Genomic DNA, 22,145 nt, shown 5'->3' with positions numbered 1-22,145 from the left:
ATGAACGATATTTTAATCGTTGACGGTTACAACATTATCGGAGCTTGGGGAGATTTGAAGAAACTGCGGGATGTAGATTTACAATCATCAAGAGATGCACTTATTGATAAGATGGCGGATTATCAAGGTTATACAGGCACAAAAGTGATGATAGTCTTTGATGCCTATACAGTACATGGTATTGAAAAAAAGATGAAACAATCTCGTGTGGAAGTAATATTCACACGAAAGAATCAAACTGCAGATGAAAAGATAGAGCAACTTGCGATAGAGCTTAGAAATATAAATACACGAATATATGTTGCGACTTCTGATTACACGGAACAATGGGTTATATTTGCGCAAGGTGCCCTTCGGAAATCTGCGCGTGAATTAGAGTTGGAAGTACAGGCAATGGAGCAACAAGTAAGAAGGCGTACAAAAGACACGAAAGAACAGCAACCCGCCATGCGAAAGATATTTAGTAAAGATATTACAGAAAAATTAGAAAAATTAAGAAGAGGAGAGCGTTGAAGCATTGACGCTCTTTGTCTTTTTACTGTATAATATTGCTAAATAAATAGCGGTCGGAGGGATCAAGGTGGAAGCAGGCTTCGTAAGTGTAGGCGACGTTACATTTCGTGATTTAGAGGATGAGGCAATCGTTGAGTTAGTTCGAAAAGGTAATACTGACGCTCTAGAATATTTAATTCACAAGTATAAGAACTTTGTTCGCGCGAAATCAAGATCTTACTTTTTAGTGGGTGCCGATCGAGAAGACATTGTTCAAGAAGGTATGATAGGGTTGTTTAAAGCAATTCGTGATTATAAAGAGGACAAGCTGTCTTCATTCAAAGCATTTGCTGAACTGTGTATCACTCGACAAATTATTACCGCTATTAAAACGGCAACAAGACAAAAACATATTCCCTTAAATTCATATGTGTCTTTAGATAAGCCGATTTACGATGAGGAATCTGATCGAACATTATTGGATGTTATTTCTGAAGCGAAGGTAACTGATCCTGAAGAGATGATTATTAGCCAAGAAGAATATACAGACATAGAATCAAAAATATCAGAATTATTAAGCGATTTAGAAAGAAAAGTACTTTCTTTATATCTAGATGGGCGTTCTTATCAAGAGATTTCAGAACAGTTAAACAGACATGTGAAATCTATTGATAACGCTTTACAGCGGGTGAAGAGGAAATTAGAACGATATATGGAAATGCGAGAAAGTACAACTTTAAATTCATAACAAATAACAAGTGCAACAGGTGTAAAATAAATCACCTGTTTTCTTTTGTAGAGCGTACAAAATGCATGTCATTGACATTGTCTTTTATTGTATGATACATTTTTAGGGACATAATGTTACAAGGTTGGTGTAACTAATGAGGAAAAAAGTTGTACTCTCATGTGAAGAGTGTAAAAATCGAAACTACTCTACTATGAAAGATACGAGCTCAATAGAGCGACTTGAAATAAAAAAGTTTTGTAAAACATGCAATCAGCATACAGTTCACAAGGAAACAAAATAAATAATTGAAATAATACACTGGAGGTCCCGCAGATGCGTTTAACGAACTTTTTCGGCGATGTAGGTCGCGAAATGAAAAAAGTAAGTTGGCCTAAAAAAGATGAATTACTCCGCTCAACAGCGACTGTTGTTGCTACAGTTGTGTTCTTTGCGATTTTCTTCGCAGTAGTTGATATGGGCATTTCTTCTTTAATTCGGTTAATTCTTGGTTAATTCTTGAATAAGAAGCACTTATCCATGATATAATGTTATTTATAAGAACTGTGTAAAAGCCCGGTGAACGGGTTTTTTCATTTGCGCAAAAAAATGTACGTCAGGGAGGGAAGGACGCTCGTCCTAAATGAATGGAAAAAAGTTGGTATGTTGTCCATACTTATTCTGGATATGAAAATAAAGTAAAAGCAAACCTAGAGAAGCGTGTAGAATCAATGGGTATGCAAGATAAAATTTTCCGTGTTGTTGTCCCGGAAGAAGTAGAAGTAGAAATGAAAAACGGAAAAGAAAAATTAATGAAAAGAAAAGTGTTCCCAGGTTATGTATTAGTAGAATTAATCATGACTGATGATTCTTGGTATGTTGTACGTAACACGCCGGGTGTAACTGGGTTCGTTGGTTCTTCTGGTTCTGGATCTAAGCCATCGCCTCTATTAGAAGAGGAAGTTGTTACCATTATGAAACATATGGGAATGGACAACGAAGTGGTTGATTTCGACTTTGAACTTCATGAGACAGTACGTGTAAATGAGGGGCCATTCGCAGATTATACAGGTGCTATTGAAGAAATTGATGTGGAGAAGAAAAAAGTTAGTGTACTTGTGGACATGTTTGGTCGCGAGACTCCAGTTGAACTTGACTTCCATCAAATTGAAAAATTATAAAATGAAACTTGAAATGAATTGTAAAAAGTGATAATATCTTTTAAGTCAGTACGTCTTCATTATCGGAGGCGTTTTTTGAAAGATTTTATCCTTACAGATAAAATATGACGTGGGAGGGCAAATCACTGTCCAATTGACCACATCACGGACTTAAGGAGGTGTGTCTCGTGGCTAAAAAGGTAATTAAAATGGTAAAGCTTCAAATTCCTGCAGGTAAAGCTAACCCAGCTCCACCAGTTGGTCCAGCATTAGGACAAGCAGGTGTTAACATCATGGGCTTCTGTAAAGAGTTTAACGCTCGTACAGCAGATCAAGCTGGTCTTATCATCCCTGTTGAAATTACGGTATTTGAGGACCGTTCATTCACTTTCATTACTAAAACTCCTCCTGCTGCTGTTCTTCTTAAGAAAGTAGCTGGTATTGAGTCTGGTTCTGGTGAACCAAATCGTAATAAAGTGGCAACTGTTAAGCGTGATAAAGTACGCGAAATCGCTGAAACTAAAATGCCTGACCTAAACGCTGCTAGCGTAGAAGCTGCAATGCGTATGGTTGAAGGTACTGCACGCAGTATGGGCATCGTTATCGAAGACTAATTCGATTTGTTTTTAAAAAAAGGTTGCGGGTCTGGAATTCCAATTCGCAACCTTTATTATCGTAAATGATTATCGTTTTTAAATAAATGGATGGCGCTCATCCTCAGGTTATACCTGAAAACAGGCGTAAACGTGGGAGGTTATTCCGCTAAAACCACATTCGAGGAGGAAATAAAAATGGCTAAAAGAGGTAAAAAGTACGTAGAAGCTGCAAAGCTTGTTGACCGTGCAGCTGCTTACTCTGCAACAGAAGCAGTAGAATTAGTAAAGAAAACAAACACAGCTAAATTTGATGCAACTGTAGAAGCTGCATTCCGTTTAGGTGTTGACCCTAAGAAAGCTGACCAACAAATCCGTGGTGCAGTTGTTCTTCCGCACGGTACTGGTAAAGTACAACGTGTATTAGTGTTCGCTAAAGGTGAAAAAGCTAAAGAAGCTGAAGCTGCTGGAGCTGACTTCGTAGGCGATACTGATTACATCGGTAAAATCCAACAAGGTTGGTTCGATTTCGATGTAGTAGTAGCAACTCCTGACATGATGGGTGAAGTTGGTAAACTTGGTCGCGTATTAGGACCTAAAGGTTTAATGCCAAACCCTAAAACTGGAACAGTTACTTTCGATGTAACTAAAGCTGTTAACGAAATCAAAGCTGGTAAAGTTGAATACCGCGTTGATAAAGCTGGTAACATCCACGTTCCAATTGGTAAAGTATCTTTCGAAGATGCTAAATTAGTAGAAAACTTCAAAACAATCGCTGATACTTTATTAAAAGTTAAGCCATCTGCTGCGAAAGGTACTTACATGAAGAACGTAACAGTTGCTTCTACAATGGGACCTGGCGTACGTGTAGACGTTTCTACATTAGCGTAAAAATTGGAAGTTGACTTCATAAAGAAGATTTAATATAATCATTTATGTTGTGAATTTAAATAGTGTACCGTAGACAGTAGGTGTCAATAGACTTAATTTCCTACCTAGGTGTTAATATACGAAACGGAATTTTTTTTCTGTGACTATATGCCTCCATGTCTACAAGTTGGGCATGGAGGTTTTTAGTGCACTTTCGGTACATCTTCTATATAATCTACAGGAGGTGTAATAACATGAGCAAAGTAATCGAAACTAAACAACAAGTTGTAACTGAAATCGCGGACAAACTTCGTGCTAGTAAATCTACGATCGTTGTTGACTACCGTGGTTTAACAGTTTCTGAAGCAACAGAATTACGTAAGCAATTACGTGAAGCTGGCGTTGAGTTCAAAGTTTACAAAAACTCTCTAACTCGTCGTGCTGCAGAATCTGCTGAAATGGCTGAGTTAAACGAATTCTTAACAGGACCAAACGCAATCGCGTTCAGTAACGAGGATGTAGTTGCTCCTGCGAAAGTATTAAACGACTTCGCTAAAAATCATGAAGCTTTAGAAATTAAAGCGGGCGTAATCGAAGGTAAACTTGTAACACTTGATGAGGTTAAAGCAATCGCTACTCTTCCATCACGTGAAGGCTTACTTTCTATGCTTCTTAGCGTTCTTCAAGCTCCAATCCGTAACCTTGCACTTGCTACTAAAGCAGTTGCAGAACAAAAGGAAGAGCAAGGCGCTTAATTTTTTAAAAGATAATTACGTATTATCGATAAAACAATACAAACCTATTTAAGGGAGGATATTTACAATGACTAAAGAACAAATCATTGAAGCAGTTAAATCTATGACTGTATTAGAACTTAACGACTTAGTAAAAGCTATCGAGGAAGAATTCGGCGTAACTGCTGCTGCTCCTGTAGCTGTTGCTGGTGGCGCTGGAGAAGCTGCTGCTGAGAAAACTGAATTTGATGTGGAACTAACTAGCGCTGGTGCACAAAAAATCAAAGTTATCAAAGTTGTTCGTGAAATCACTGGTCTTGGCTTAAAAGAAGCTAAAGAATTAGTTGACAACACTCCAAAAGTAATCAAAGAAGCTGCTGCTAAAGAAGAAGCTGAAGAAATCAAAGCTAAACTTGAAGAAGTTGGCGCTGCTGTAGAAGTTAAGTAATTAACTTTTGATGCTTTAAAAAAAGCTCGCTCTCATGCGAGCTTTTTTTTTAACTGTAAAGAAGAGAGGTGGCCATATGGCAGACCATTATTTTTCTAACGACCCTTCTAGTAAAAGTGATCGTAAGCGATGGGAATTTGCACTTCGTGGATCTCAATTTACTTTCTTATCCGACCATGGGGTGTTCTCGAAAAACGAAGTGGACTTTGGTTCCCGTCTTTTAATTGAAGCTTTTCAAATGCCAGATATTAAAGGTAATATATTAGATGTAGGTTGCGGATACGGTCCTATTGGTTTGTCGCTAGCGAAAGAGTTTCAAGGTCGTGAAGTTCACATGGTGGATGTGAATGAAAGGGCGCTTGGACTTGCGAAAGAAAACGCCGCTAATAACAAAATCGAGAATATACGTATTTTTCAAAGTAGCGTCTATGAAAATGTAGATGGCAAGTATGCTGCTATTCTATCTAACCCTCCAATTCGTGCGGGTAAAGATGTCGTACATGAAATTTTAGAAAAAGCTGTGGAGTATTTAGTTCCAGGTGGAGAACTTTGGATTGTTATTCAAAAGAAGCAAGGTGCACCATCTGCGCTGAAAAAACTAGAGGAAGTATTTTCTGAAGTTGAGGTTGTAGAAAAGAAAAAAGGATATTATATCATAAAATCAAAAAAACGTTGACGGTTATTTTTGGCTATGTTAACATTATACAATGCCAATATATGATTTTCTGCGTTGAGAAAGATGTATATTTTTGTTTCTCTTGGAAAAGATAGTAAAATCAGCAGATTATGAAACAGAATGATGGTTTTCTTATAGAAGCCATTTTTCTTTTTTGAGCAGGTAGAAAGACTCAACGTATTTATCTTTAAGAGAAAAAGACTACGCTAATAGCAGTAGTTGTATTTATTTGTGATTTTGCACAAATTTTTTTGTGCATTTATAATACTCATGATTTGAGGGGTGAAGCAGTTGACAGGTCAACTAGTTCAATACGGACGCCACCGCCAACGAAGAAGTTATGCCCGTATTAGTGAAGTATTAGAGTTACCAAATCTTATCGAAATTCAAACCTCTTCTTATCAGTGGTTTCTTGATGAGGGTTTGCGAGAAATGTTCCAAGACATTTCTCCGATTGAAGACTTTACGGGAAATCTATCGCTTGAATTTATCGACTACAGCTTAGGTGAACCTAAATACTCTGTAGACGAATGCAAAGAGCGTGATGTGACGTATGCAGCACCACTTCGTGTAAAAGTGCGTCTAATCAACAAGGAAACTGGTGAAGTAAAAGAACAAGATGTGTTCATGGGAGATTTCCCACTCATGACAGAGACTGGAACATTCGTAATTAACGGTGCAGAACGTGTTATCGTTTCCCAGTTAGTTCGCTCTCCAAGCGTATACTATAGTGGCAAAGTGGATAAAAACGGAAAACGTGGTTTTACTGCTACTGTAATTCCAAACCGCGGAGCTTGGTTAGAGTATGAGACAGATGCTAAGGATGTTGTATATGTGCGTATTGACCGTACGCGTAAACTTCCTGTAACTGTTTTGTTACGCGCATTAGGGTTTGGCTCTGATCAAGAAATCACCGAGCTTTTAGGTGATAACGAATACTTAAGCAACACATTAGAAAAAGACAACACAGATAGCACAGAAAAAGCATTGCTTGAAATTTATGAGCGTCTACGTCCTGGTGAACCACCAACAGTAGAAAATGCTAAGAGCTTACTTGTGTCTCGTTTCTTCGATCCAAAGCGCTACGATTTAGCAAATGTAGGTCGCTATAAGATCAACAAGAAGTTACACATTAAAAACAGATTGTTTAATCAACGTTTAGCTGAAACATTAGTGGATCCAGAAACTGGTGAAATTTTAGCGGCAGAAGGAACAATCTTAGATCGTCGTACACTTGATCGCATTTTACCTTACTTAGAGAAAAACATTGGATTCAAAACAGCGAAACCAATGGGTGGAGTGGTAGAAGGCGATGTTGAGCTGCAATCTATTAAGATTTATGCTCCTGAGTCGGAAGGCGAACGCGTAATTAATGTAATTGGTAATGCAAACATTACTCGTGATGTGAAACACATCACACCAGGTGATATCCTTGCTTCTATCAGTTACTTCTTCAACCTACTATACAAAGTAGGAGATACAGATGATATTGACCATTTAGGAAACCGTCGTCTGCGTTCTGTTGGAGAACTATTACAAAACCAATTCCGTATCGGCCTTTCTCGTATGGAACGTGTTGTTCGTGAGAGAATGTCGATCCAAGATACAAATGCAATTACACCACAGGCACTAATTAATATTCGTCCTGTTATTGCATCTATTAAAGAGTTCTTCGGAAGTTCTCAGTTATCTCAGTTCATGGACCAAACAAATCCATTAGCAGAGTTAACTCACAAACGAAGACTATCTGCATTAGGACCTGGTGGTTTAACGCGTGAGCGCGCAGGCTTTGAAGTACGTGACGTTCATTACTCCCACTATGGTCGTATGTGTCCGATTGAAACACCAGAGGGACCAAACATTGGTTTGATTAACTCATTATCTTCGTTCGCGAAAGTAAATGAGTTTGGTTTCATTGAAACACCATACCGTCGTGTTGACCCAGAAACTGGTCTTGTAACAGGGCATGTTGATTATTTAACAGCAGATGAAGAAGATAACTATGTTGTAGCCCAAGCGAATATGAAATTATCTGATGAAGGTGAATTCCTAAGTGAAGATATCGTAGCTCGTTTCCGTGGCGAAAATATTGTCACAAATAGAGAACGCATCGACTACATGGATGTATCTCCAAAACAAGTAGTGTCGGCAGCGACAGCTTGTATTCCGTTCTTAGAAAACGATGACTCTAACCGCGCACTTATGGGAGCGAACATGCAACGTCAGGCGGTTCCGTTAATGAATCCGGAATCTCCGATTGTAGGTACAGGTATGGAGTACGTATCAGCAAAAGACTCGGGTGCTGCAGTAATCTGTAAACATCCTGGTGTTGTTGAGCGCGTAGAAGCACGTGAAGTTTGGGTACGTCGCTATGTAGAAGTTGACGGTCAAACAGTAAAAGGCGACTTAGATCGCTACAAAATGCAAAAATTCATTCGTTCTAACCAAGGAACTTGTTACAACCAACGTCCAATCGTAAGTGTTGGAAATGAAGTTGTAAAAGGTGAAATCCTTGCGGATGGTCCTTCTATGGAATTAGGTGAACTAGCACTTGGACGTAACGTGCTTGTTGGCTTCATGACTTGGGACGGTTATAACTACGAGGATGCGATTATCATGAGTGAGCGCCTTGTAAAAGATGATGTGTACACTTCTATTCATATTGAAGAATATGAATCAGAAGCTCGTGATACGAAGCTTGGACCAGAAGAAATTACACGTGACATTCCAAACGTTGGGGAAGACGCATTACGTAACCTTGACGAGCGCGGTATCATTCGCGTTGGTGCTGAAGTAAAAGATGGAGATTTACTTGTTGGTAAAGTAACACCTAAAGGTGTAACAGAATTAACAGCTGAAGAACGTCTATTACATGCTATCTTTGGAGAAAAAGCGCGTGAAGTACGTGATACATCACTACGTGTACCACACGGTGGTGGCGGTATTATCTTAGACGTAAAAGTATTCAACCGTGAAGATGGCGATGAATTGCCACCAGGTGTGAATCAACTTGTACGTGCATATATCGTTCAAAAACGTAAAATTTCTGAAGGTGACAAGATGGCCGGACGTCACGGTAACAAAGGTGTTATTTCTCGTATTTTACCAGAAGAAGATATGCCTTACTTACCAGACGGTACGCCAATCGATATCATGTTAAACCCATTAGGGGTACCATCTCGTATGAATATCGGTCAGGTATTAGAGCTTCATCTTGGTATGGCAGCAAGATACCTGGGCATTCACATTGCAACACCAGTATTCGATGGTGCTCGTGAGGAAGATGTTTGGGGCACAATTGAAGAAGCTGGTATGGCAAATGACGCGAAAACAATCCTGTATGACGGACGTACTGGTGAACCATTCGATAACCGCGTATCTGTTGGTGTCATGTATATGATCAAACTTGCGCACATGGTTGACGATAAACTTCATGCTCGTTCTACTGGACCATATTCACTTGTAACGCAGCAACCTCTTGGAGGTAAAGCTCAGTTCGGTGGACAGCGTTTCGGTGAGATGGAGGTTTGGGCACTTGAAGCTTACGGTGCTGCTTATACTCTTCAAGAAATCTTAACAGTGAAGTCTGATGATGTTGTTGGACGTGTTAAGACTTATGAAGCAATTGTTAAAGGCGAAAATGTTCCAGAACCAGGCGTTCCTGAATCATTCAAAGTATTGATTAAAGAGCTGCAAAGTTTAGGTATGGACGTTAAAATGATGTCTAGCGACGATACAGAAATTGAAATGCGTGATACAGAAGATGATGATGATCATCAATCAGCAGATAAATTGAATGTCGAAGTTGAGACAACTAAGGAATAATTGGGATAACCTGTAGACTAAAAGGGAGGTAGGCCCCTTGATAGATGTAAATAACTTTGAATATATGAAGATTGGACTTGCTTCACCTGACAAGATTCGTTCTTGGTCATACGGTGAAGTTAAGAAACCAGAAACTATTAACTATCGTACGTTAAAGCCTGAAAAAGATGGCTTGTTCTGTGAGCGTATTTTCGGACCACAAAAGGACTGGGAATGTCATTGCGGAAAATACAAACGTGTACGTTATAAAGGTGTAGTTTGTGATCGATGTGGCGTTGAAGTAACGCGTGCAAAAGTACGTCGTGAACGTATGGGTCATATTGAATTAGCTGCTCCTGTATCTCATATTTGGTATTTCAAAGGTATCCCGAGCCGCATGGGACTTGTCTTAGACATGTCCCCTCGCGCGCTTGAAGAAGTAATTTATTTCGCTTCTTATGTTGTAACAGAAAGTGGAGATACACCACTTGATAAGAAGCAATTACTTTCTGAAAAAGAATACCGTGCATATCGTGATCGATATGGTAGCACATTCCAAGCTGCTATGGGTGCAGAAGCGATTAAAAAGCTACTACAAGACATCGATTTAGATAAAGAAGTAGACTTCTTAAAAGAAGAATTAAAAACAGCACAAGGACAACGCCGTACTCGTGCTATTAAACGTCTAGAAGTATTAGAAGCATTCCGTAACTCTGGAAATGAACCATCTTGGATGATCTTAGATGTTCTACCAGTAATACCACCAGAACTACGCCCAATGGTACAGTTAGATGGTGGACGTTTTGCTACTTCTGACTTAAACGACTTATATCGTCGTGTAATTAACCGTAACAACCGTTTAAAACGTCTATTGGACCTAGGTGCTCCAAGCATCATCGTTCAAAACGAAAAACGTATGTTACAAGAAGCTGTAGACGCATTAATCGATAATGGTCGTCGTGGCCGTCCGGTTACTGGACCAGGTAACCGCCCATTAAAATCACTATCTCACATGCTTAAAGGTAAACAAGGACGTTTCCGTCAAAACTTATTAGGTAAACGTGTTGACTACTCTGGCCGTTCTGTAATCGTTGTAGGACCGAACTTAAAGATGTACCAGTGTGGATTACCGAAAGAAATGGCGCTTGAACTGTTCAAACCTTTCGTTATGAAAGAGTTAGTTGGAAAAGGCTTAGCACACAATATTAAGAGTGCGAAACGTAAAATTGAGCGTGTACACCCTGAAGTTTGGGACGTTTTAGAATCTGTGATTAAAGAGCATCCAGTACTTCTAAACCGCGCACCAACACTTCACCGTCTTGGTATCCAGGCGTTTGAACCTACATTAGTAGAAGGTCGCGCGATTCGTCTTCATCCACTTGTATGTACTGCATACAACGCGGACTTTGACGGTGACCAAATGGCGGTTCACGTTCCGTTATCATCAGAGGCACAAGCAGAAGCTCGTATTCTTATGTTAGCGGCACAAAACATCTTGAATCCAAAAGACGGAAAACCAGTTGTTACTCCATCTCAGGATATGGTATTAGGTAACTACTACTTAACACTTGAGCGTGAAGGCGCAATCGGTGAAGGTATGGTCTTCAAAGATGCAAACGAAGCAATACTTGCATACCAAAATGGATATGTACATCTGCACACACGTGTTGCAGTTGCTGCAAGTTCAGTAAATAACGTAACGTTTACTGAAGAGCAAAAGGGTAAGCTTCTATTAACAACAGTTGGTAAATTAATATTTAACGAAATCTTACCAGAGTCGTTCCCTTATATTAATGAACCGACAAACTCAAACCTTGAAAAAGAAACACCAGCGGAATATTTCGTTGAAAAAGGTGCGAACATTAAAGAAATTATTGCTAGTCGCGAAGAAGTGGCACCATTTAGCAAGAAGATCCTTGGTAACATCATTGCGGAAGTATTCAAACGTTTCCAAATTACGGAAACATCTCGCATGCTTGACCGTATGAAAAACTTAGGATTTAAGTACTCTACAAAGGCTGGTATTACAGTTGGGGTATCTGACATTCTTGTATTAGGTGAAAAAGATGAAATTCTCCATGAAGCACAAGCAAAAGTAGATAATGTAATTAAACAATTCCGTCGCGGTTTAATCACGGAAGAAGAACGTTACGATCGCGTTATCTCTATTTGGAGTAATGCAAAAGATGTTATCCAAGGAAAACTGATGAAATCCTTGAATAAACGCAACCCAATCTTCATGATGAGTGATTCCGGTGCCCGTGGTAACGCATCGAACTTTACTCAGCTTGCTGGTATGCGTGGTCTGATGGCCAATCCATCTGGTCGTATTATCGAACTTCCAATTAAATCAAGTTTCCGTGAAGGTTTAACAGTACTTGAGTACTTCATCTCTACGCATGGTGCGCGTAAAGGTCTTGCCGATACAGCACTTAAAACTGCCGATTCTGGTTACTTAACGCGTCGTCTTGTAGACGTTGCACAAGATGTAATTGTCCGTGAAGATGATTGTGGAACAGATCGTGGTCTATTAATTGGTGCGATTAAAGAGGGTAATGAAGTAATTGAGTCATTATATGATCGTCTTGTTGGACGTTTTGCAAGAAAAACTGTAAAACATCCTGAAACAGGTGAAGTATTAGTTAGTGAAAACCAATTAATTACTGAAGATATCGCTCATATCGTTGAAAATTCGGGTGTTGAAACTGTAAACATTCGTTCAGCGTTCACGTGTAACACTCGCCACGGTGTATGTAAGAAGTGTTACGGTCGTAACTTAGCAACTGGTACAGACGTAGAAGTAGGAGAAGCGGTAGGTATTATCGCAGCTCAATCTATCGGTGAGCCAGGTACACAGTTAACGATGCGTACATTCCATACAGGTGGGGTTGCCGGAGATGATATCACTCAAGGTTTACCTCGTATCCAAGAGATCTTCGAAGCTCGTAATCCGAAAGGTCAGGCAGTTATCAGTGAAATCGACGGTGTTATCGCAGCGATCAACGATGTTAAAGATCGCCAAGAAGTAGTTGTACAGGGTGAAGTTGAAGCTCGTACGTATGCTATTCCTTACGGTGCTCGTCTGAAAGTAACTCCAGGACAGCCAATTAGCCACGGTAAAGAGTTAACAGAAGGTTCTATTGATCCGAAAGAATTACTAAAAGTAACGGACATTACAGCAGTGCAAGAATACTTATTACGTGAAGTTCAAAAAGTATACCGTATGCAAGGGGTAGAAATTGGTGACAAACACGTAGAAGTAATGGTACGCCAAATGCTACGTAAAGTTCGTGTAAGTGATGCAGGTGAAACAGATGTATTACCAGGAACATTACTAGATATCCATCAGTTTACTGATGCGAATGCGAAGGTGTTACTGAAAGGTAAACAACCAGCGACAGCTAGACCTGTTCTACTTGGTATTACAAAAGCTTCACTTGAAACAGATTCGTTCTTATCTGCAGCTTCGTTCCAAGAAACAACTCGTGTTTTAACGGATGCAGCAATTAAAGGTAAACGCGATGAGCTTCTAGGATTGAAAGAGAATGTTATTATCGGTAAGCTTGTTCCTGCTGGAACAGGTATGAATCGTTATCGTAAAGTGGATCTTGTAAAAACAACACAAGATAACATGAATGTAGAAAACGATGAAGTTTATGTGGAACAGTAAAATTTTCCGTCGTAAATTTTGTATAAAAACAGCTAATCCTAGTTGACATTGTATGAGTCAAAATGTTACTATAATCAAGGTTGCTCCTGAACGATGCTTTGGAGGATATTTATATGTCTTATCAAAAAGTGTCAAATGCTGAAAATGTAGTCGTTGGTCATAAACGAACATTGGAAGCAATCAAAAATGGTATAGTTAAAGAAGTTGTTATTGCAGAAGATGCTGATGTGCGGTTAACCCATGTTATCATTCGCACTGCTTTGCAACATAACATACCCATAACAAAAGTTGAATCAGTTCGTAAGCTTGGAAAAGTTTCGGGGATTCAAGTGGGAGCTTCAGCAATAGGAATAATAAGTTAAAACTGTTTTTGTGAGGAGAGAGCATTTGCTCTTCCTTGCAAAAACTTTGTTTTCAACTAATAATGAACCACCTGGATATGTGGTCATACAAACATGCGAAGGGAGGATAATCAAATGCCTACTATTAACCAATTAGTGAGAAATGGTCGTACTGATAAAGTATGGAAATCTAAATCACCTGCGTTAAACAAAGGTTTTAACTCTTTAAAGAAAAAATCAACTGATATCTCTGCACCTCAAAAACGTGGTGTATGTACTCGTGTTGGTACAATGACTCCAAAGAAACCTAACTCAGCGTTACGTAAATACGCTCGTGTACGTTTAACAAACGGGATTGAAGTTACAGCTTACATCCCAGGTATCGGTCATAACTTACAAGAGCATAGCGTAGTATTAATTCGCGGTGGTCGAGTAAAGGATTTACCAGGGGTACGTTACCACATCGTTCGTGGAGCGCTTGATACAGCTGGTGTTGACAAACGTATGCAAGGACGTTCTAAATATGGTACTAAGCGACCAAAACCTGCTAAAAAATAATAAACTTATAATGAAAGGAGGAACTCAATATGCCTCGTAAAGGACCTGTTGCGAAACGTGACGTGTTACCAGATCCAATGTACAATTCTAAGCTAGTAACACGCCTTATCAACAAAATGATGGTTGACGGTAAAAAAGGTAAATCTCAAACAATTCTTTATAACGCTTTCGATATCGTTCGTGAACGTTCAGATAAAGAACCAATGGAAGTATTCGAGCAAGCTCTTAAGAACATCATGCCTGTTCTTGAAGTACGCGCTCGTCGTGTTGGTGGTGCTAACTACCAAGTTCCAGTTGAGGTTCGTCCAGAACGCCGTACAACTTTAGGTCTTCGCTGGTTAGTAAACTATGCTCGTCTTCGTGGTGAAAAAACTATGGAAGAGCGTCTAGCTTACGAAATCTTAGATGCAGCTAACAACGCTGGTGCATCTGTTAAGAAACGTGAAGACACTCATAAAATGGCAGAAGCTAACAAAGCATTTGCTCATTACCGTTGGTAGGATTCAACGTAAAATAAATGTAAGCATAAACCGCTTTATTTGTCGCTTATGGAAGTGTGGAGAGGGAGAATGCCTCTCCCTTTCGTTGGGCGCTCGTTTTACATAATGAGGGTACTGGACACTGGCATATGTAACAATATAAAGTGGCTTTTTTGCTACTTAAAATAAAAAATCCAATCCATATATGGAAGGAGCAAGACACCAAATGACAAGAGAGTTCTCTTTAGAAAACACTCGTAATATTGGTATCATGGCTCACATCGATGCTGGTAAAACAACAGCAACTGAGCGTATTCTGTATTACACAGGACGTATTCATAAAATCGGTGAAACTCATGAAGGTGCATCTCAGATGGACTGGATGGAGCAAGAGCAAGAGCGTGGTATCACAATTACTTCTGCTGCAACTACAGCTCAATGGAAAGGTCACCGTGTAAACATCATTGATACTCCAGGACACGTAGACTTCACAGTAGAAGTAGAACGTTCTTTACGCGTACTTGATGGTGCGGTAGCAGTACTTGATGCACAATCTGGTGTAGAACCACAAACAGAAACTGTTTGGCGTCAGGCTACTACTTACGGTGTACCTCGTATCGTATTCGTTAACAAAATGGATAAGATCGGTGCAGATTTCTTATACTCTGTAGGAACAATCCACGATCGTTTACAAGCAAACGCACATCCAATTCAGTTACCAATCGGTGCTGAAGATGAGTTCAATGGTATCATTGATCTTGTTGAAGAGTGTGCTTACATGTACGGTAACGATTTAGGAACAGACATCGAGCGTGTCGAAATTCCTGAAGAGCACAAAGAACTAGCTGAAGAATACCGTGGAAAGCTTATTGAAGCGGTAGCTGAGCTTGATGAAGAAATGATGATGAAGTACCTAGAAGGTGAAGAAATCACTGTAGAAGAGCTTAAAGCTGGTATCCGTAAGGCTACAACTTCTGTAGAATTCTTCCCAGTAATCTGTGGTTCTGCATTCAAAAACAAAGGTGTTCAAATCCTGTTAGACGCAGTTATCGACTACCTACCATCTCCATTAGATGTACCTGCTATTAAAGGTACTCTTCCGGATACAGATGAAGAAGTAGAACGTAAGTCTAGCGATGAAGAACCATTCGCAGCTCTAGCATTCAAAATCATGACTGACCCTTATGTTGGTAAGTTAACGTTCTTCCGTGTGTACTCTGGTGTGTTAAACTCTGGATCATACGTGAAAAACTCAACTAAAGGTAAGCGTGAGCGTGTAGGACGTATCCTACAAATGCACGCTAACAGCCGTGAAGAGATTTCAACAGTTTACGCTGGTGATATCGCTGCTGCTGTAGGTTTAAAAGATACTACTACTGGTGATACTCTTTGTGACGAGAAGAGTCTTGTTATCCTTGAGTCTATGGAATTCCCAGAGCCAGTTATCTCTGTAGCTATCGAACCAAAATCTAAAGCTGACCAAGATAAAATGGGTACAGCATTATCTAAGCTTTCTGAAGAAGATCCAACATTCCGTGCTCACACTGACCAAGAAACTGGCCAAACTATCATCGCTGGTATGGGTGAACTTCACCTTGATATCATCGTTGACCGTATGCGCCGTGAATTCAAAGTCGAAGCAAACGTTGGTGCTCCTCAGGTAGCATACCGTGAAACTTTCCGCGCTGCTGCGAAAGTTGAAGGTAAGTTTGCTCGTCAATCTGGTGGACGTGGACAATTCGGTCACGTTTGGATTGAGTTTGCACCTAACGAAGAAGGTAAAGGATTTGAATTCGAAAACAAAATCGTCGGCGGTGTAGTTCCACGTGAATATATCCCAGCTGTTGGAGCGGGTCTTGAAGACTCACTTAAAAATGGTGTACTAGCTGGTTACCCACTAGTTGACATTAAAGCAGCATTAGTTGACGGTTCTTACCATGATGTCGATTCATCTGAGATGGCGTTCAAAATCGCTGCATCTATGGCACTTAAAGCTGCGGTTTCTAAATGTAACCCAGTAATTCTTGAGCCAATGATGAAAGTTGAAGTTGTAATCCCTGAAGAATACATGGGAGACATCATGGGTGACGTAACATCTCGTCGTGGACGTGTAGAAGGTATGGAAGCTCGCGGTAACGCACAAGTTGTTCGCGCTATGGTTCCGCTTTCTGAAATGTTCGGTTATGCGACAGCATTACGTTCTAACACTCAAGGACGCGGAACATTCTCAATGACATTTGATCATTATGAAGAAGTACCGAAGTCTGTTTCAGAAGAAATTATTAAAAAAAATAAAGGCGAATAATTGATTTTTATCAATTGTTCGAGTATAACTACTTATGTAAGCTTAGAAAGTGGGACGTAAGTTTCGCTTTCTAGTCTAAATATAAAATAACCTATATAAACTAAGGAGGAATTTAGAATGGCTAAAGCTAAATTCGAACGTTCTAAACCCCATGTTAACATCGGTACAATCGGCCACGTTGACCATGGTAAAACTACATTAACTGCTGCGATCACTACAGTTCTTGCAAAAGCTGGTGGTGCTGAAGCACGCGGATACGATCAAATCGACGCTGCTCCAGAAGAAAGAGAGCGCGGAATCACAATCTCAACTGCACACGTTGAGTACGAAACTGAAACTCGTCACTATGCACACGTTGACTGCCCAGGTCACGCTGACTATGTTAAAAACATGATCACTGGTGCTGCTCAAATGGACGGCGGTATCTTAGTAGTATCTGCTGCTGATGGCCCAATGCCTCAAACACGTGAGCACATCCTTCTTTCTCGTCAAGTAGGTGTTCCTTACATCGTTGTATTCTTAAACAAATGCGACATGGTTGACGACGAAGAATTATTAGAATTAGTAGAAATGGAAGTTCGTGACCTATTATCTGAATACGGATTCCCAGGCGACGACATTCCTGTAATCAAAGGTTCTGCTCTTAAAGCTCTTCAAGGAGAAGCTGATTGGGAAGCAAAAATCATTGAATTAATGACTGAAGTTGATGCTTACATCCCAACTCCAGAACGTGAAACTGACAAACCATTCTTAATGCCTATCGAGGATGTATTCTCTATCACAGGTCGTGGTACAGTTGCAACTGGTCGTGTAGAGCGCGGAATCGTTAAAGTTGGTGACGTAGTAGAAATCATCGGTCTTGCTGAAGAGAATGCTTCTACAACTGTAACTGGTGTAGAAATGTTCCGTAAACTTCTTGACCAAGCTCAAGCTGGAGACAACATCGGTGCTCTTCTTCGTGGGGTTGCTCGTGAAGACATCCAACGTGGACAAGTTCTTGCTAAAACTGGCTCTGTAAAAGCACACGCTAAATTCAAAGCTGAAGTTTTCGTATTATCTAAAGAAGAAGGTGGACGTCACACTCCATTCTTCGCTAACTACCGTCCTCAGTTCTACTTCCGTACAACTGACGTAACTGGTATCATCCAATTACCAGAAGGTACTGAAATGGTAATGCCTGGTGACAACATCGAAATGACTATCGAACTTATCGCTCCAATCGCTATCGAAGAGGGAACTAAATTCTCTATTCGTGAAGGTGGACGTACAGTAGGTTACGGTGTAGTTGCTACTATCGTTGAGTAATCTTAACTGATATAAAAACCCCCCAAGGGATTTCCCCTTGGGGGGTTTTGTTTGTGTTTATATAATGAATTGGATGATATCTTTATGTTTTGACGAGTTTCTTCTATAGTATATAAAAACATTAAAACGAAACCCAAAAACTGTAAAATGAATTCTAGTAGATGAAAACTTGAAATTCTTTAAAGTGCCATGTATAATAGCAAAAGTAGAGAAAAGCAGATGCAAACAAAAAGATGCTTGCATCTAGACTAATAACATTGTATAATAGACAATGTTGGTCTTTGACTGCGATGAAGTGGAAGGTTGCTGACACACCCGGCCGCTTTGCCATGGCATGGTGTGGGGAAATTTCCATGGAGAAGGTCTATTTTAGAAATAGGCGAACGAAGGAGGGAAAATAATGGCAAAAGAAAAAATTCGTATCCGTTTAAAAGCTTATGATCACCGTATTCTTGATCAATCAGCTGAGAAAATTGTAGAAACAGCTAAGCGTTCTGGGGCAACAGTTTCTGGTCCGATCCCATTACCAACTGAGAAGACTATTTACACAATTCTTCGTGCTGTTCATAAGTACAAAGATTCTCGTGAGCAATTCGAAATGCGCACACACAAACGTTTAATCGATATCGTGAGTCCTACTCCACAAACAGTAGATTCATTAATGCGTTTAGACTTACCGTCTGGTGTAGATATCGAAATTAAACTATAAATTATATAACTTAAAAATGTAGGAGGTGTAACTCATGACCAAAGGAATCTTAGGAAGAAAGATCGGTATGACTCAAGTATTTGCTGAGAACGGTGAGTTAATCCCAGTAACAGTTATCGCTGCTAATCCAAACGTTGTTCTTCAAAAGAAAACAACTGAAACTGATGGCTACAATGCAATCCAGTTAGGATTTGAAGATAAACGTGAAAAGTTAACTAACAAACCTGAACAAGGCCACACTGCTAAAGCATCTACAACTCCTAAGCGCTTCATTCGCGAAATCCGCGATGCAGACGTGGACGGATTAGAGGTTGGTCAAGAGGTAAAAGTTGAAGTTTTCGCTGCAGGTGAAATCGTTGACGTAACAGGAATTTCTAAAGGTAAAGGTTTCCAAGGTGTTATCAAACGCCACGGACAATCTCGCGGACCTATGTCTCATGGTTCTCGCTATCACCGTCGTCCAGGTTCAATGGGCCCAGTTGCTCCGAACCGTGTATTCAAAGGCAAAAAACTTGCTGGACGTATGGGTGGAGACCAAGTTACTATCCAAAACTTAGAAATCGTTCAAGTTGACACTGAGCGCAACTTATTACTAGTAAAAGGTAACGTTCCAGGTGCTAAGAAATCTCTTGTAGTTGTTCAAGGCGCTGTGAAGGTTAGCAAATAATTCACAATAGGAAGGAGGAATTCCAATGCCAAAAGTTACTGTATATAACCAAACTGGTTCACAGGTTGGTGAAATCGAATTAGCTGAAGCTATTTTCGGTATCGAACCAAATGAAGCTGTACTTTTCGAAGCTGTAATGATGCAACGTGCATCTTTACGTCAAGGTACACACAAAGTAAAAACTCGTTCTGAAGTTCGCGGTGGTGGTCGTAAACCATGGCGTCAAAAAGGAACTGGACGTGCTCGTCAAGGGTCTATCCGTTCTCCTCAATGGCGTGGTGGTGGTACGGTATTCGGACCTACACCAAGAAGCTATGCGTACAAACTTCCTAAGAAGGTTCGTCGTTTAGCAATTAAATCTGCATTAGCTACTAAAGTAGTTGAGAACAACATTGTAGTTCTTGAAGACCTAGTATTAAATGCACCAAAAACAAAAGACATGCTAGCAGTACTTAAAGGATTAACTGTTGAGAAGAAAGCTCTTATCGTAACTGCTGATGCAAACGAATCTGTAGAGTTATCTGCTCGCAATATCCCTGGAGTAACAGTAATCACTGCTGATGGCGTAAACGTTTTAGACGTGCTTCATCATGATAAGCTAATCATGACAAAAGCGGCAGTGGAAAAAGTAGAGGAGGTGCTTGCATAATGAGAGATCCTCGTGATATCATTAAGCGCCCAGTTATCACTGAACGTTCTATGGAAATGATGGCTGAAAAAAAATACACGTTCGATGTGGACGTTAAATCTAATAAAACAGAAGTTAAAGATGCTCTTGAAGCGATCTTTGGTGTTAAAGTAGAAAAAGTGAACATCATGAACTACAAGCCGAAAGCAAAACGCGTTGGTCGTCACGCTGGTTTTACTAGCCGTCGTCGTAAAGCAATCGTTAAGCTAACTGCTGACAGCAAAGAAATCGAAATCTTCCAAGGCGTTTAATTCTTACTAAAGAAGGAGGGAAATTGAGATGGGAATTAAAAAGTATAATCCAACTACTAACGGTCGTCGTAATATGACTACGAATGATTTCGCTGAAATCACGACTGACAGACCCGAAAAGTCTTTACTTGCTCCTTTAAGCAAGAAGGCTGGTCGTAATAACCAAGGTAAAATTACTGTACGTCATCAAGGTGGCGGACATAAGCGTCAATACCGTATCATCGACTTTAAGCGTAACAAAGATGGAATTCCAGGACGCGTTGCTACGATCGAATACGATCCAAACCGCTCTGCGAATATCGCATTAATTAACTACGTTGACGGTGAAAAACGTTACATTCTTGCTCCTAAATCATTAGAAGTAGGTATGGAAGTTATGTCTGGCCCAGAAGCTGACATCAAAATCGGTAACGCATTACCATTAATCAACATTCCAGTAGGTACTGTTGTTCATAACATCGAGCTTAAGCCTGGTCGTGGCGGACAATTAGTTCGTTCTGCTGGTACATCTGCTCAAGTACTTGGTAAAGAAGGTAAATACGTACTTGTACGTTTAACTTCTGGTGAAGTACGTCTTGTATTATCTGCTTGTCGCGCTTCAATCGGTCAAGTAGGTAACGAACAACATGAACTTATCAAAATCGGTAAAGCAGGTCGCTCTCGCTGGTTAGGTAAACGCCCAACAGTTCGTGGTTCTGTAATGAACCCGGTTGATCACCCACACGGTGGTGGTGAAGGTCGTTCTCCAATCGGACGTAAGTCTCCAATGTCTCCATGGGGTAAACCAACTCTTGGATTCAAGACTCGTAAGAAAAACAAAGCGTCTGACAAATTTATCGTTCGTCGTCGTAAAAAATAATGGGATTGTAGTACGGTTCATTTCTAGAACCGTACGCCAATCACGAAGGGAGGCACCAAAATGGCTCGTAGCTTAAAAAAAGGACCATTTGTCGATGATCACTTAATGAGCAAAATGGAAAAATTAGTTGCATCTGAGCAAAAACAAGTTGTTAAAACTTGGTCTCGCCGTTCAACAATCTTCCCTCAGTTCATCGGACACACAATCGCTGTATATGATGGTCGTAAACACGTACCTGTGTACATCACTGAGGATATGGTTGGCCATAAGTTAGGTGAATTCGCACCAACTCGTACGTATAAAGGTCACCTTGCTGACGATAAGAAAACTAGAAGATAATGAGAGGAGGCACTTCAATGCAAGCTAAAGCAGTAGCGAGAACAGTTCGTATTGCTCCTCGTAAAGTTCGTTTAGTAGTAGACTTAATCCGAGGTAAGCAAGTGGGTGAAGCGATTGCTATCCTTAACCACACACCAAAAACTGCTTCTCCAGTTGTAGAAAAAGTTTTAAAATCTGCAATCGCAAATGCAGAGCACAATTATGAGATGGATATTAACAACCTAGTTGTTGAAAAAGTCTTCGTTGACGAAGGTCCAACGTTGAAACGTTTCCGTCCACGTGCAATGGGTCGTGCAAGCCAAATTAACAAACGCACAAGCCACATCACAGTTGTGGTATCAGAAAAGAAGGAGGGATAATCGATGGGTCAAAAGGTTAATCCAATTGGTCTTCGTGTCGGTGTTATCCGTGACTGGGAATCTCGTTGGTTCGCTGAGAAAGATTACGCTACATTATTACATGAAGACATC

24 protein-coding genes, 1 pseudogene and 1 other annotated feature are annotated in these 22,145 nt (G+C 40.2%); all 25 genes and pseudogenes read left to right on the top strand.

Annotated features, from left to right (window positions below):
- Positions 1 to 513, top strand: coding sequence for an NYN domain-containing protein (locus MR167_RS20670; protein WP_000997887.1), 513 nt, complete (start codon positions 1 to 3; stop codon positions 511 to 513).
- A 67-nt stretch (positions 514 to 580) separates the two neighbouring features.
- The gene (locus MR167_RS20665) at positions 581 to 1,240 is read left to right on the top strand and encodes an RNA polymerase factor sigma-70 (RefSeq protein WP_000387198.1); all 660 of its coding nucleotides are present in this window, start codon (positions 581 to 583) and stop codon (positions 1,238 to 1,240) included.
- Positions 1,241 to 1,376: 136 nt separating this feature from the next.
- Positions 1,377 to 1,523: a 50S ribosomal protein L33 gene (gene rpmG, locus MR167_RS20660; RefSeq protein ID WP_014481927.1), complete on the top strand. Its 147-nt coding sequence runs from the start codon at positions 1,377 to 1,379 to the stop codon at positions 1,521 to 1,523.
- A 32-nt stretch (positions 1,524 to 1,555) separates the two neighbouring features.
- Positions 1,556 to 1,735 carry a preprotein translocase subunit SecE gene (gene secE / locus MR167_RS20655; RefSeq protein WP_001241323.1) on the top strand — a complete coding sequence of 60 codons (180 nt, stop codon included), beginning with the start codon at positions 1,556 to 1,558 and terminating at the stop codon, positions 1,733 to 1,735.
- 131 nt (positions 1,736 to 1,866) lie between these two features.
- Positions 1,867 to 2,400 carry a transcription termination/antitermination protein NusG gene (nusG, locus tag MR167_RS20650; RefSeq protein ID WP_000415794.1) on the top strand — a complete coding sequence of 178 codons (534 nt, stop codon included), beginning with the start codon at positions 1,867 to 1,869 and terminating at the stop codon, positions 2,398 to 2,400.
- Between the two features lie 167 nt (positions 2,401 to 2,567).
- Complete coding sequence (gene rplK / locus MR167_RS20645) at positions 2,568 to 2,993, top strand: 50S ribosomal protein L11 (RefSeq protein ID WP_001085872.1); 426 nt, start codon at positions 2,568 to 2,570, stop codon at positions 2,991 to 2,993.
- A gap of 177 nt (positions 2,994 to 3,170) precedes the next feature.
- Complete coding sequence (gene rplA / locus MR167_RS20640; RefSeq protein ID WP_002084079.1) at positions 3,171 to 3,863, top strand: 50S ribosomal protein L1; 693 nt, start codon at positions 3,171 to 3,173, stop codon at positions 3,861 to 3,863.
- A gap of 49 nt (positions 3,864 to 3,912) precedes the next feature.
- Positions 3,913 to 4,057: a sequence feature (ribosomal protein L10 leader region), on the top strand.
- Between the two features lie 39 nt (positions 4,058 to 4,096).
- Positions 4,097 to 4,597, top strand: coding sequence for a 50S ribosomal protein L10 (gene rplJ / locus MR167_RS20635; RefSeq protein WP_000048717.1), 501 nt, complete (start codon positions 4,097 to 4,099; stop codon positions 4,595 to 4,597).
- A 67-nt stretch (positions 4,598 to 4,664) separates the two neighbouring features.
- On the top strand, positions 4,665 to 5,024 hold the full coding sequence (gene rplL / locus MR167_RS20630; protein WP_000159736.1) for a 50S ribosomal protein L7/L12: 360 nt from the start codon (positions 4,665 to 4,667) through the stop codon (positions 5,022 to 5,024).
- Positions 5,025 to 5,100: 76 nt separating this feature from the next.
- Positions 5,101 to 5,700 carry a class I SAM-dependent methyltransferase gene (locus tag MR167_RS20625; protein WP_000763259.1) on the top strand — a complete coding sequence of 200 codons (600 nt, stop codon included), beginning with the start codon at positions 5,101 to 5,103 and terminating at the stop codon, positions 5,698 to 5,700.
- Between the two features lie 291 nt (positions 5,701 to 5,991).
- On the top strand, positions 5,992 to 9,525 hold the full coding sequence (gene rpoB, locus MR167_RS20620) for a DNA-directed RNA polymerase subunit beta (protein WP_000147553.1): 3,534 nt from the start codon (positions 5,992 to 5,994) through the stop codon (positions 9,523 to 9,525).
- A gap of 37 nt (positions 9,526 to 9,562) precedes the next feature.
- The gene (gene rpoC, locus MR167_RS20615) at positions 9,563 to 13,174 is read left to right on the top strand and encodes a DNA-directed RNA polymerase subunit beta' (RefSeq protein ID WP_000567944.1); all 3,612 of its coding nucleotides are present in this window, start codon (positions 9,563 to 9,565) and stop codon (positions 13,172 to 13,174) included.
- A gap of 113 nt (positions 13,175 to 13,287) precedes the next feature.
- Positions 13,288 to 13,536 (top strand): 50S ribosomal protein L7ae-like protein, encoded by a 249-nt coding sequence (locus tag MR167_RS20610; protein WP_000121833.1) that lies wholly within the window; start codon positions 13,288 to 13,290, stop codon positions 13,534 to 13,536.
- A gap of 114 nt (positions 13,537 to 13,650) precedes the next feature.
- The gene (gene rpsL / locus MR167_RS20605; RefSeq protein ID WP_001142341.1) at positions 13,651 to 14,073 is read left to right on the top strand and encodes a 30S ribosomal protein S12; all 423 of its coding nucleotides are present in this window, start codon (positions 13,651 to 13,653) and stop codon (positions 14,071 to 14,073) included.
- A gap of 29 nt (positions 14,074 to 14,102) precedes the next feature.
- Complete coding sequence (gene rpsG, locus MR167_RS20600; protein ID WP_001137492.1) at positions 14,103 to 14,573, top strand: 30S ribosomal protein S7; 471 nt, start codon at positions 14,103 to 14,105, stop codon at positions 14,571 to 14,573.
- Positions 14,574 to 14,778: 205 nt separating this feature from the next.
- Positions 14,779 to 16,857 carry an elongation factor G gene (gene fusA, locus MR167_RS20595; RefSeq protein ID WP_000196384.1) on the top strand — a complete coding sequence of 693 codons (2,079 nt, stop codon included), beginning with the start codon at positions 14,779 to 14,781 and terminating at the stop codon, positions 16,855 to 16,857.
- A 117-nt stretch (positions 16,858 to 16,974) separates the two neighbouring features.
- On the top strand, positions 16,975 to 18,162 hold the full coding sequence (tuf, locus tag MR167_RS20590) for an elongation factor Tu (protein ID WP_001029617.1): 1,188 nt from the start codon (positions 16,975 to 16,977) through the stop codon (positions 18,160 to 18,162).
- A gap of 400 nt (positions 18,163 to 18,562) precedes the next feature.
- Complete coding sequence (gene rpsJ / locus MR167_RS20585; RefSeq protein ID WP_001040595.1) at positions 18,563 to 18,871, top strand: 30S ribosomal protein S10; 309 nt, start codon at positions 18,563 to 18,565, stop codon at positions 18,869 to 18,871.
- A gap of 34 nt (positions 18,872 to 18,905) precedes the next feature.
- The gene (rplC, locus tag MR167_RS20580; protein WP_000160209.1) at positions 18,906 to 19,538 is read left to right on the top strand and encodes a 50S ribosomal protein L3; all 633 of its coding nucleotides are present in this window, start codon (positions 18,906 to 18,908) and stop codon (positions 19,536 to 19,538) included.
- A gap of 25 nt (positions 19,539 to 19,563) precedes the next feature.
- Positions 19,564 to 20,187: a 50S ribosomal protein L4 gene (rplD, locus tag MR167_RS20575; RefSeq protein WP_001127258.1), complete on the top strand. Its 624-nt coding sequence runs from the start codon at positions 19,564 to 19,566 to the stop codon at positions 20,185 to 20,187.
- Positions 20,187 to 20,477, top strand: a complete 291-nt coding sequence (rplW, locus tag MR167_RS20570) for a 50S ribosomal protein L23 (protein WP_001205558.1) — start codon at positions 20,187 to 20,189, stop codon at positions 20,475 to 20,477. The genes rplD and rplW overlap by 1 nt, the downstream gene beginning before the upstream one ends.
- A gap of 28 nt (positions 20,478 to 20,505) precedes the next feature.
- The gene (rplB, locus tag MR167_RS20565) at positions 20,506 to 21,336 is read left to right on the top strand and encodes a 50S ribosomal protein L2 (protein WP_000511583.1); all 831 of its coding nucleotides are present in this window, start codon (positions 20,506 to 20,508) and stop codon (positions 21,334 to 21,336) included.
- 60 nt (positions 21,337 to 21,396) lie between these two features.
- Positions 21,397 to 21,675 carry a 30S ribosomal protein S19 gene (gene rpsS, locus MR167_RS20560; RefSeq protein ID WP_000124454.1) on the top strand — a complete coding sequence of 93 codons (279 nt, stop codon included), beginning with the start codon at positions 21,397 to 21,399 and terminating at the stop codon, positions 21,673 to 21,675.
- A 17-nt stretch (positions 21,676 to 21,692) separates the two neighbouring features.
- Entirely contained in the window at positions 21,693 to 22,034 is a 342-nt protein-coding gene (rplV, locus tag MR167_RS20555; protein ID WP_001148024.1) for a 50S ribosomal protein L22, read from the top strand.
- Positions 22,035 to 22,037: 3 nt separating this feature from the next.
- Positions 22,038 to 22,145 (top strand): annotated as a pseudogene (gene rpsC / locus MR167_RS20550) (30S ribosomal protein S3); the annotation flags it as partial.

It is taken from the genome of Bacillus cereus group sp. BfR-BA-01355, from assembly GCF_022663675.1.
Taxonomy (GTDB): domain Bacteria; phylum Bacillota; class Bacilli; order Bacillales; family Bacillaceae_G; genus Bacillus_A; species Bacillus_A thuringiensis_S.
This window is presented reverse-complemented; position numbering and strand designations above follow the sequence as displayed.

Coding starts and splice junctions, on each gene's coding strand:
- rplD (WP_001127258.1), top strand. CDS start 19,564: ATGCCAAAAGTTACTGTATATAACCAAACTGGTTCACAGGTTGGTGAA.
- rpsL (WP_001142341.1), top strand. CDS start 13,651: ATGCCTACTATTAACCAATTAGTGAGAAATGGTCGTACTGATAAAGTA.
- rplV (WP_001148024.1), top strand. CDS start 21,693: ATGCAAGCTAAAGCAGTAGCGAGAACAGTTCGTATTGCTCCTCGTAAA.
- rpsS (WP_000124454.1), top strand. CDS start 21,397: ATGGCTCGTAGCTTAAAAAAAGGACCATTTGTCGATGATCACTTAATG.
- rplA (WP_002084079.1), top strand. CDS start 3,171: ATGGCTAAAAGAGGTAAAAAGTACGTAGAAGCTGCAAAGCTTGTTGAC.
- MR167_RS20610 (WP_000121833.1), top strand. CDS start 13,288: ATGTCTTATCAAAAAGTGTCAAATGCTGAAAATGTAGTCGTTGGTCAT.
- tuf (WP_001029617.1), top strand. CDS start 16,975: ATGGCTAAAGCTAAATTCGAACGTTCTAAACCCCATGTTAACATCGGT.
- MR167_RS20625 (WP_000763259.1), top strand. CDS start 5,101: ATGGCAGACCATTATTTTTCTAACGACCCTTCTAGTAAAAGTGATCGT.
- nusG (WP_000415794.1), top strand. CDS start 1,867: ATGGAAAAAAGTTGGTATGTTGTCCATACTTATTCTGGATATGAAAAT.
- rpsG (WP_001137492.1), top strand. CDS start 14,103: ATGCCTCGTAAAGGACCTGTTGCGAAACGTGACGTGTTACCAGATCCA.
- rplC (WP_000160209.1), top strand. CDS start 18,906: ATGACCAAAGGAATCTTAGGAAGAAAGATCGGTATGACTCAAGTATTT.
- fusA (WP_000196384.1), top strand. CDS start 14,779: ATGACAAGAGAGTTCTCTTTAGAAAACACTCGTAATATTGGTATCATG.
- MR167_RS20670 (WP_000997887.1), top strand. CDS start 1: ATGAACGATATTTTAATCGTTGACGGTTACAACATTATCGGAGCTTGG.
- secE (WP_001241323.1), top strand. CDS start 1,556: ATGCGTTTAACGAACTTTTTCGGCGATGTAGGTCGCGAAATGAAAAAA.
- rplB (WP_000511583.1), top strand. CDS start 20,506: ATGGGAATTAAAAAGTATAATCCAACTACTAACGGTCGTCGTAATATG.
- rplJ (WP_000048717.1), top strand. CDS start 4,097: ATGAGCAAAGTAATCGAAACTAAACAACAAGTTGTAACTGAAATCGCG.
- rplL (WP_000159736.1), top strand. CDS start 4,665: ATGACTAAAGAACAAATCATTGAAGCAGTTAAATCTATGACTGTATTA.
- rpsJ (WP_001040595.1), top strand. CDS start 18,563: ATGGCAAAAGAAAAAATTCGTATCCGTTTAAAAGCTTATGATCACCGT.
- rpmG (WP_014481927.1), top strand. CDS start 1,377: ATGAGGAAAAAAGTTGTACTCTCATGTGAAGAGTGTAAAAATCGAAAC.
- rplW (WP_001205558.1), top strand. CDS start 20,187: ATGAGAGATCCTCGTGATATCATTAAGCGCCCAGTTATCACTGAACGT.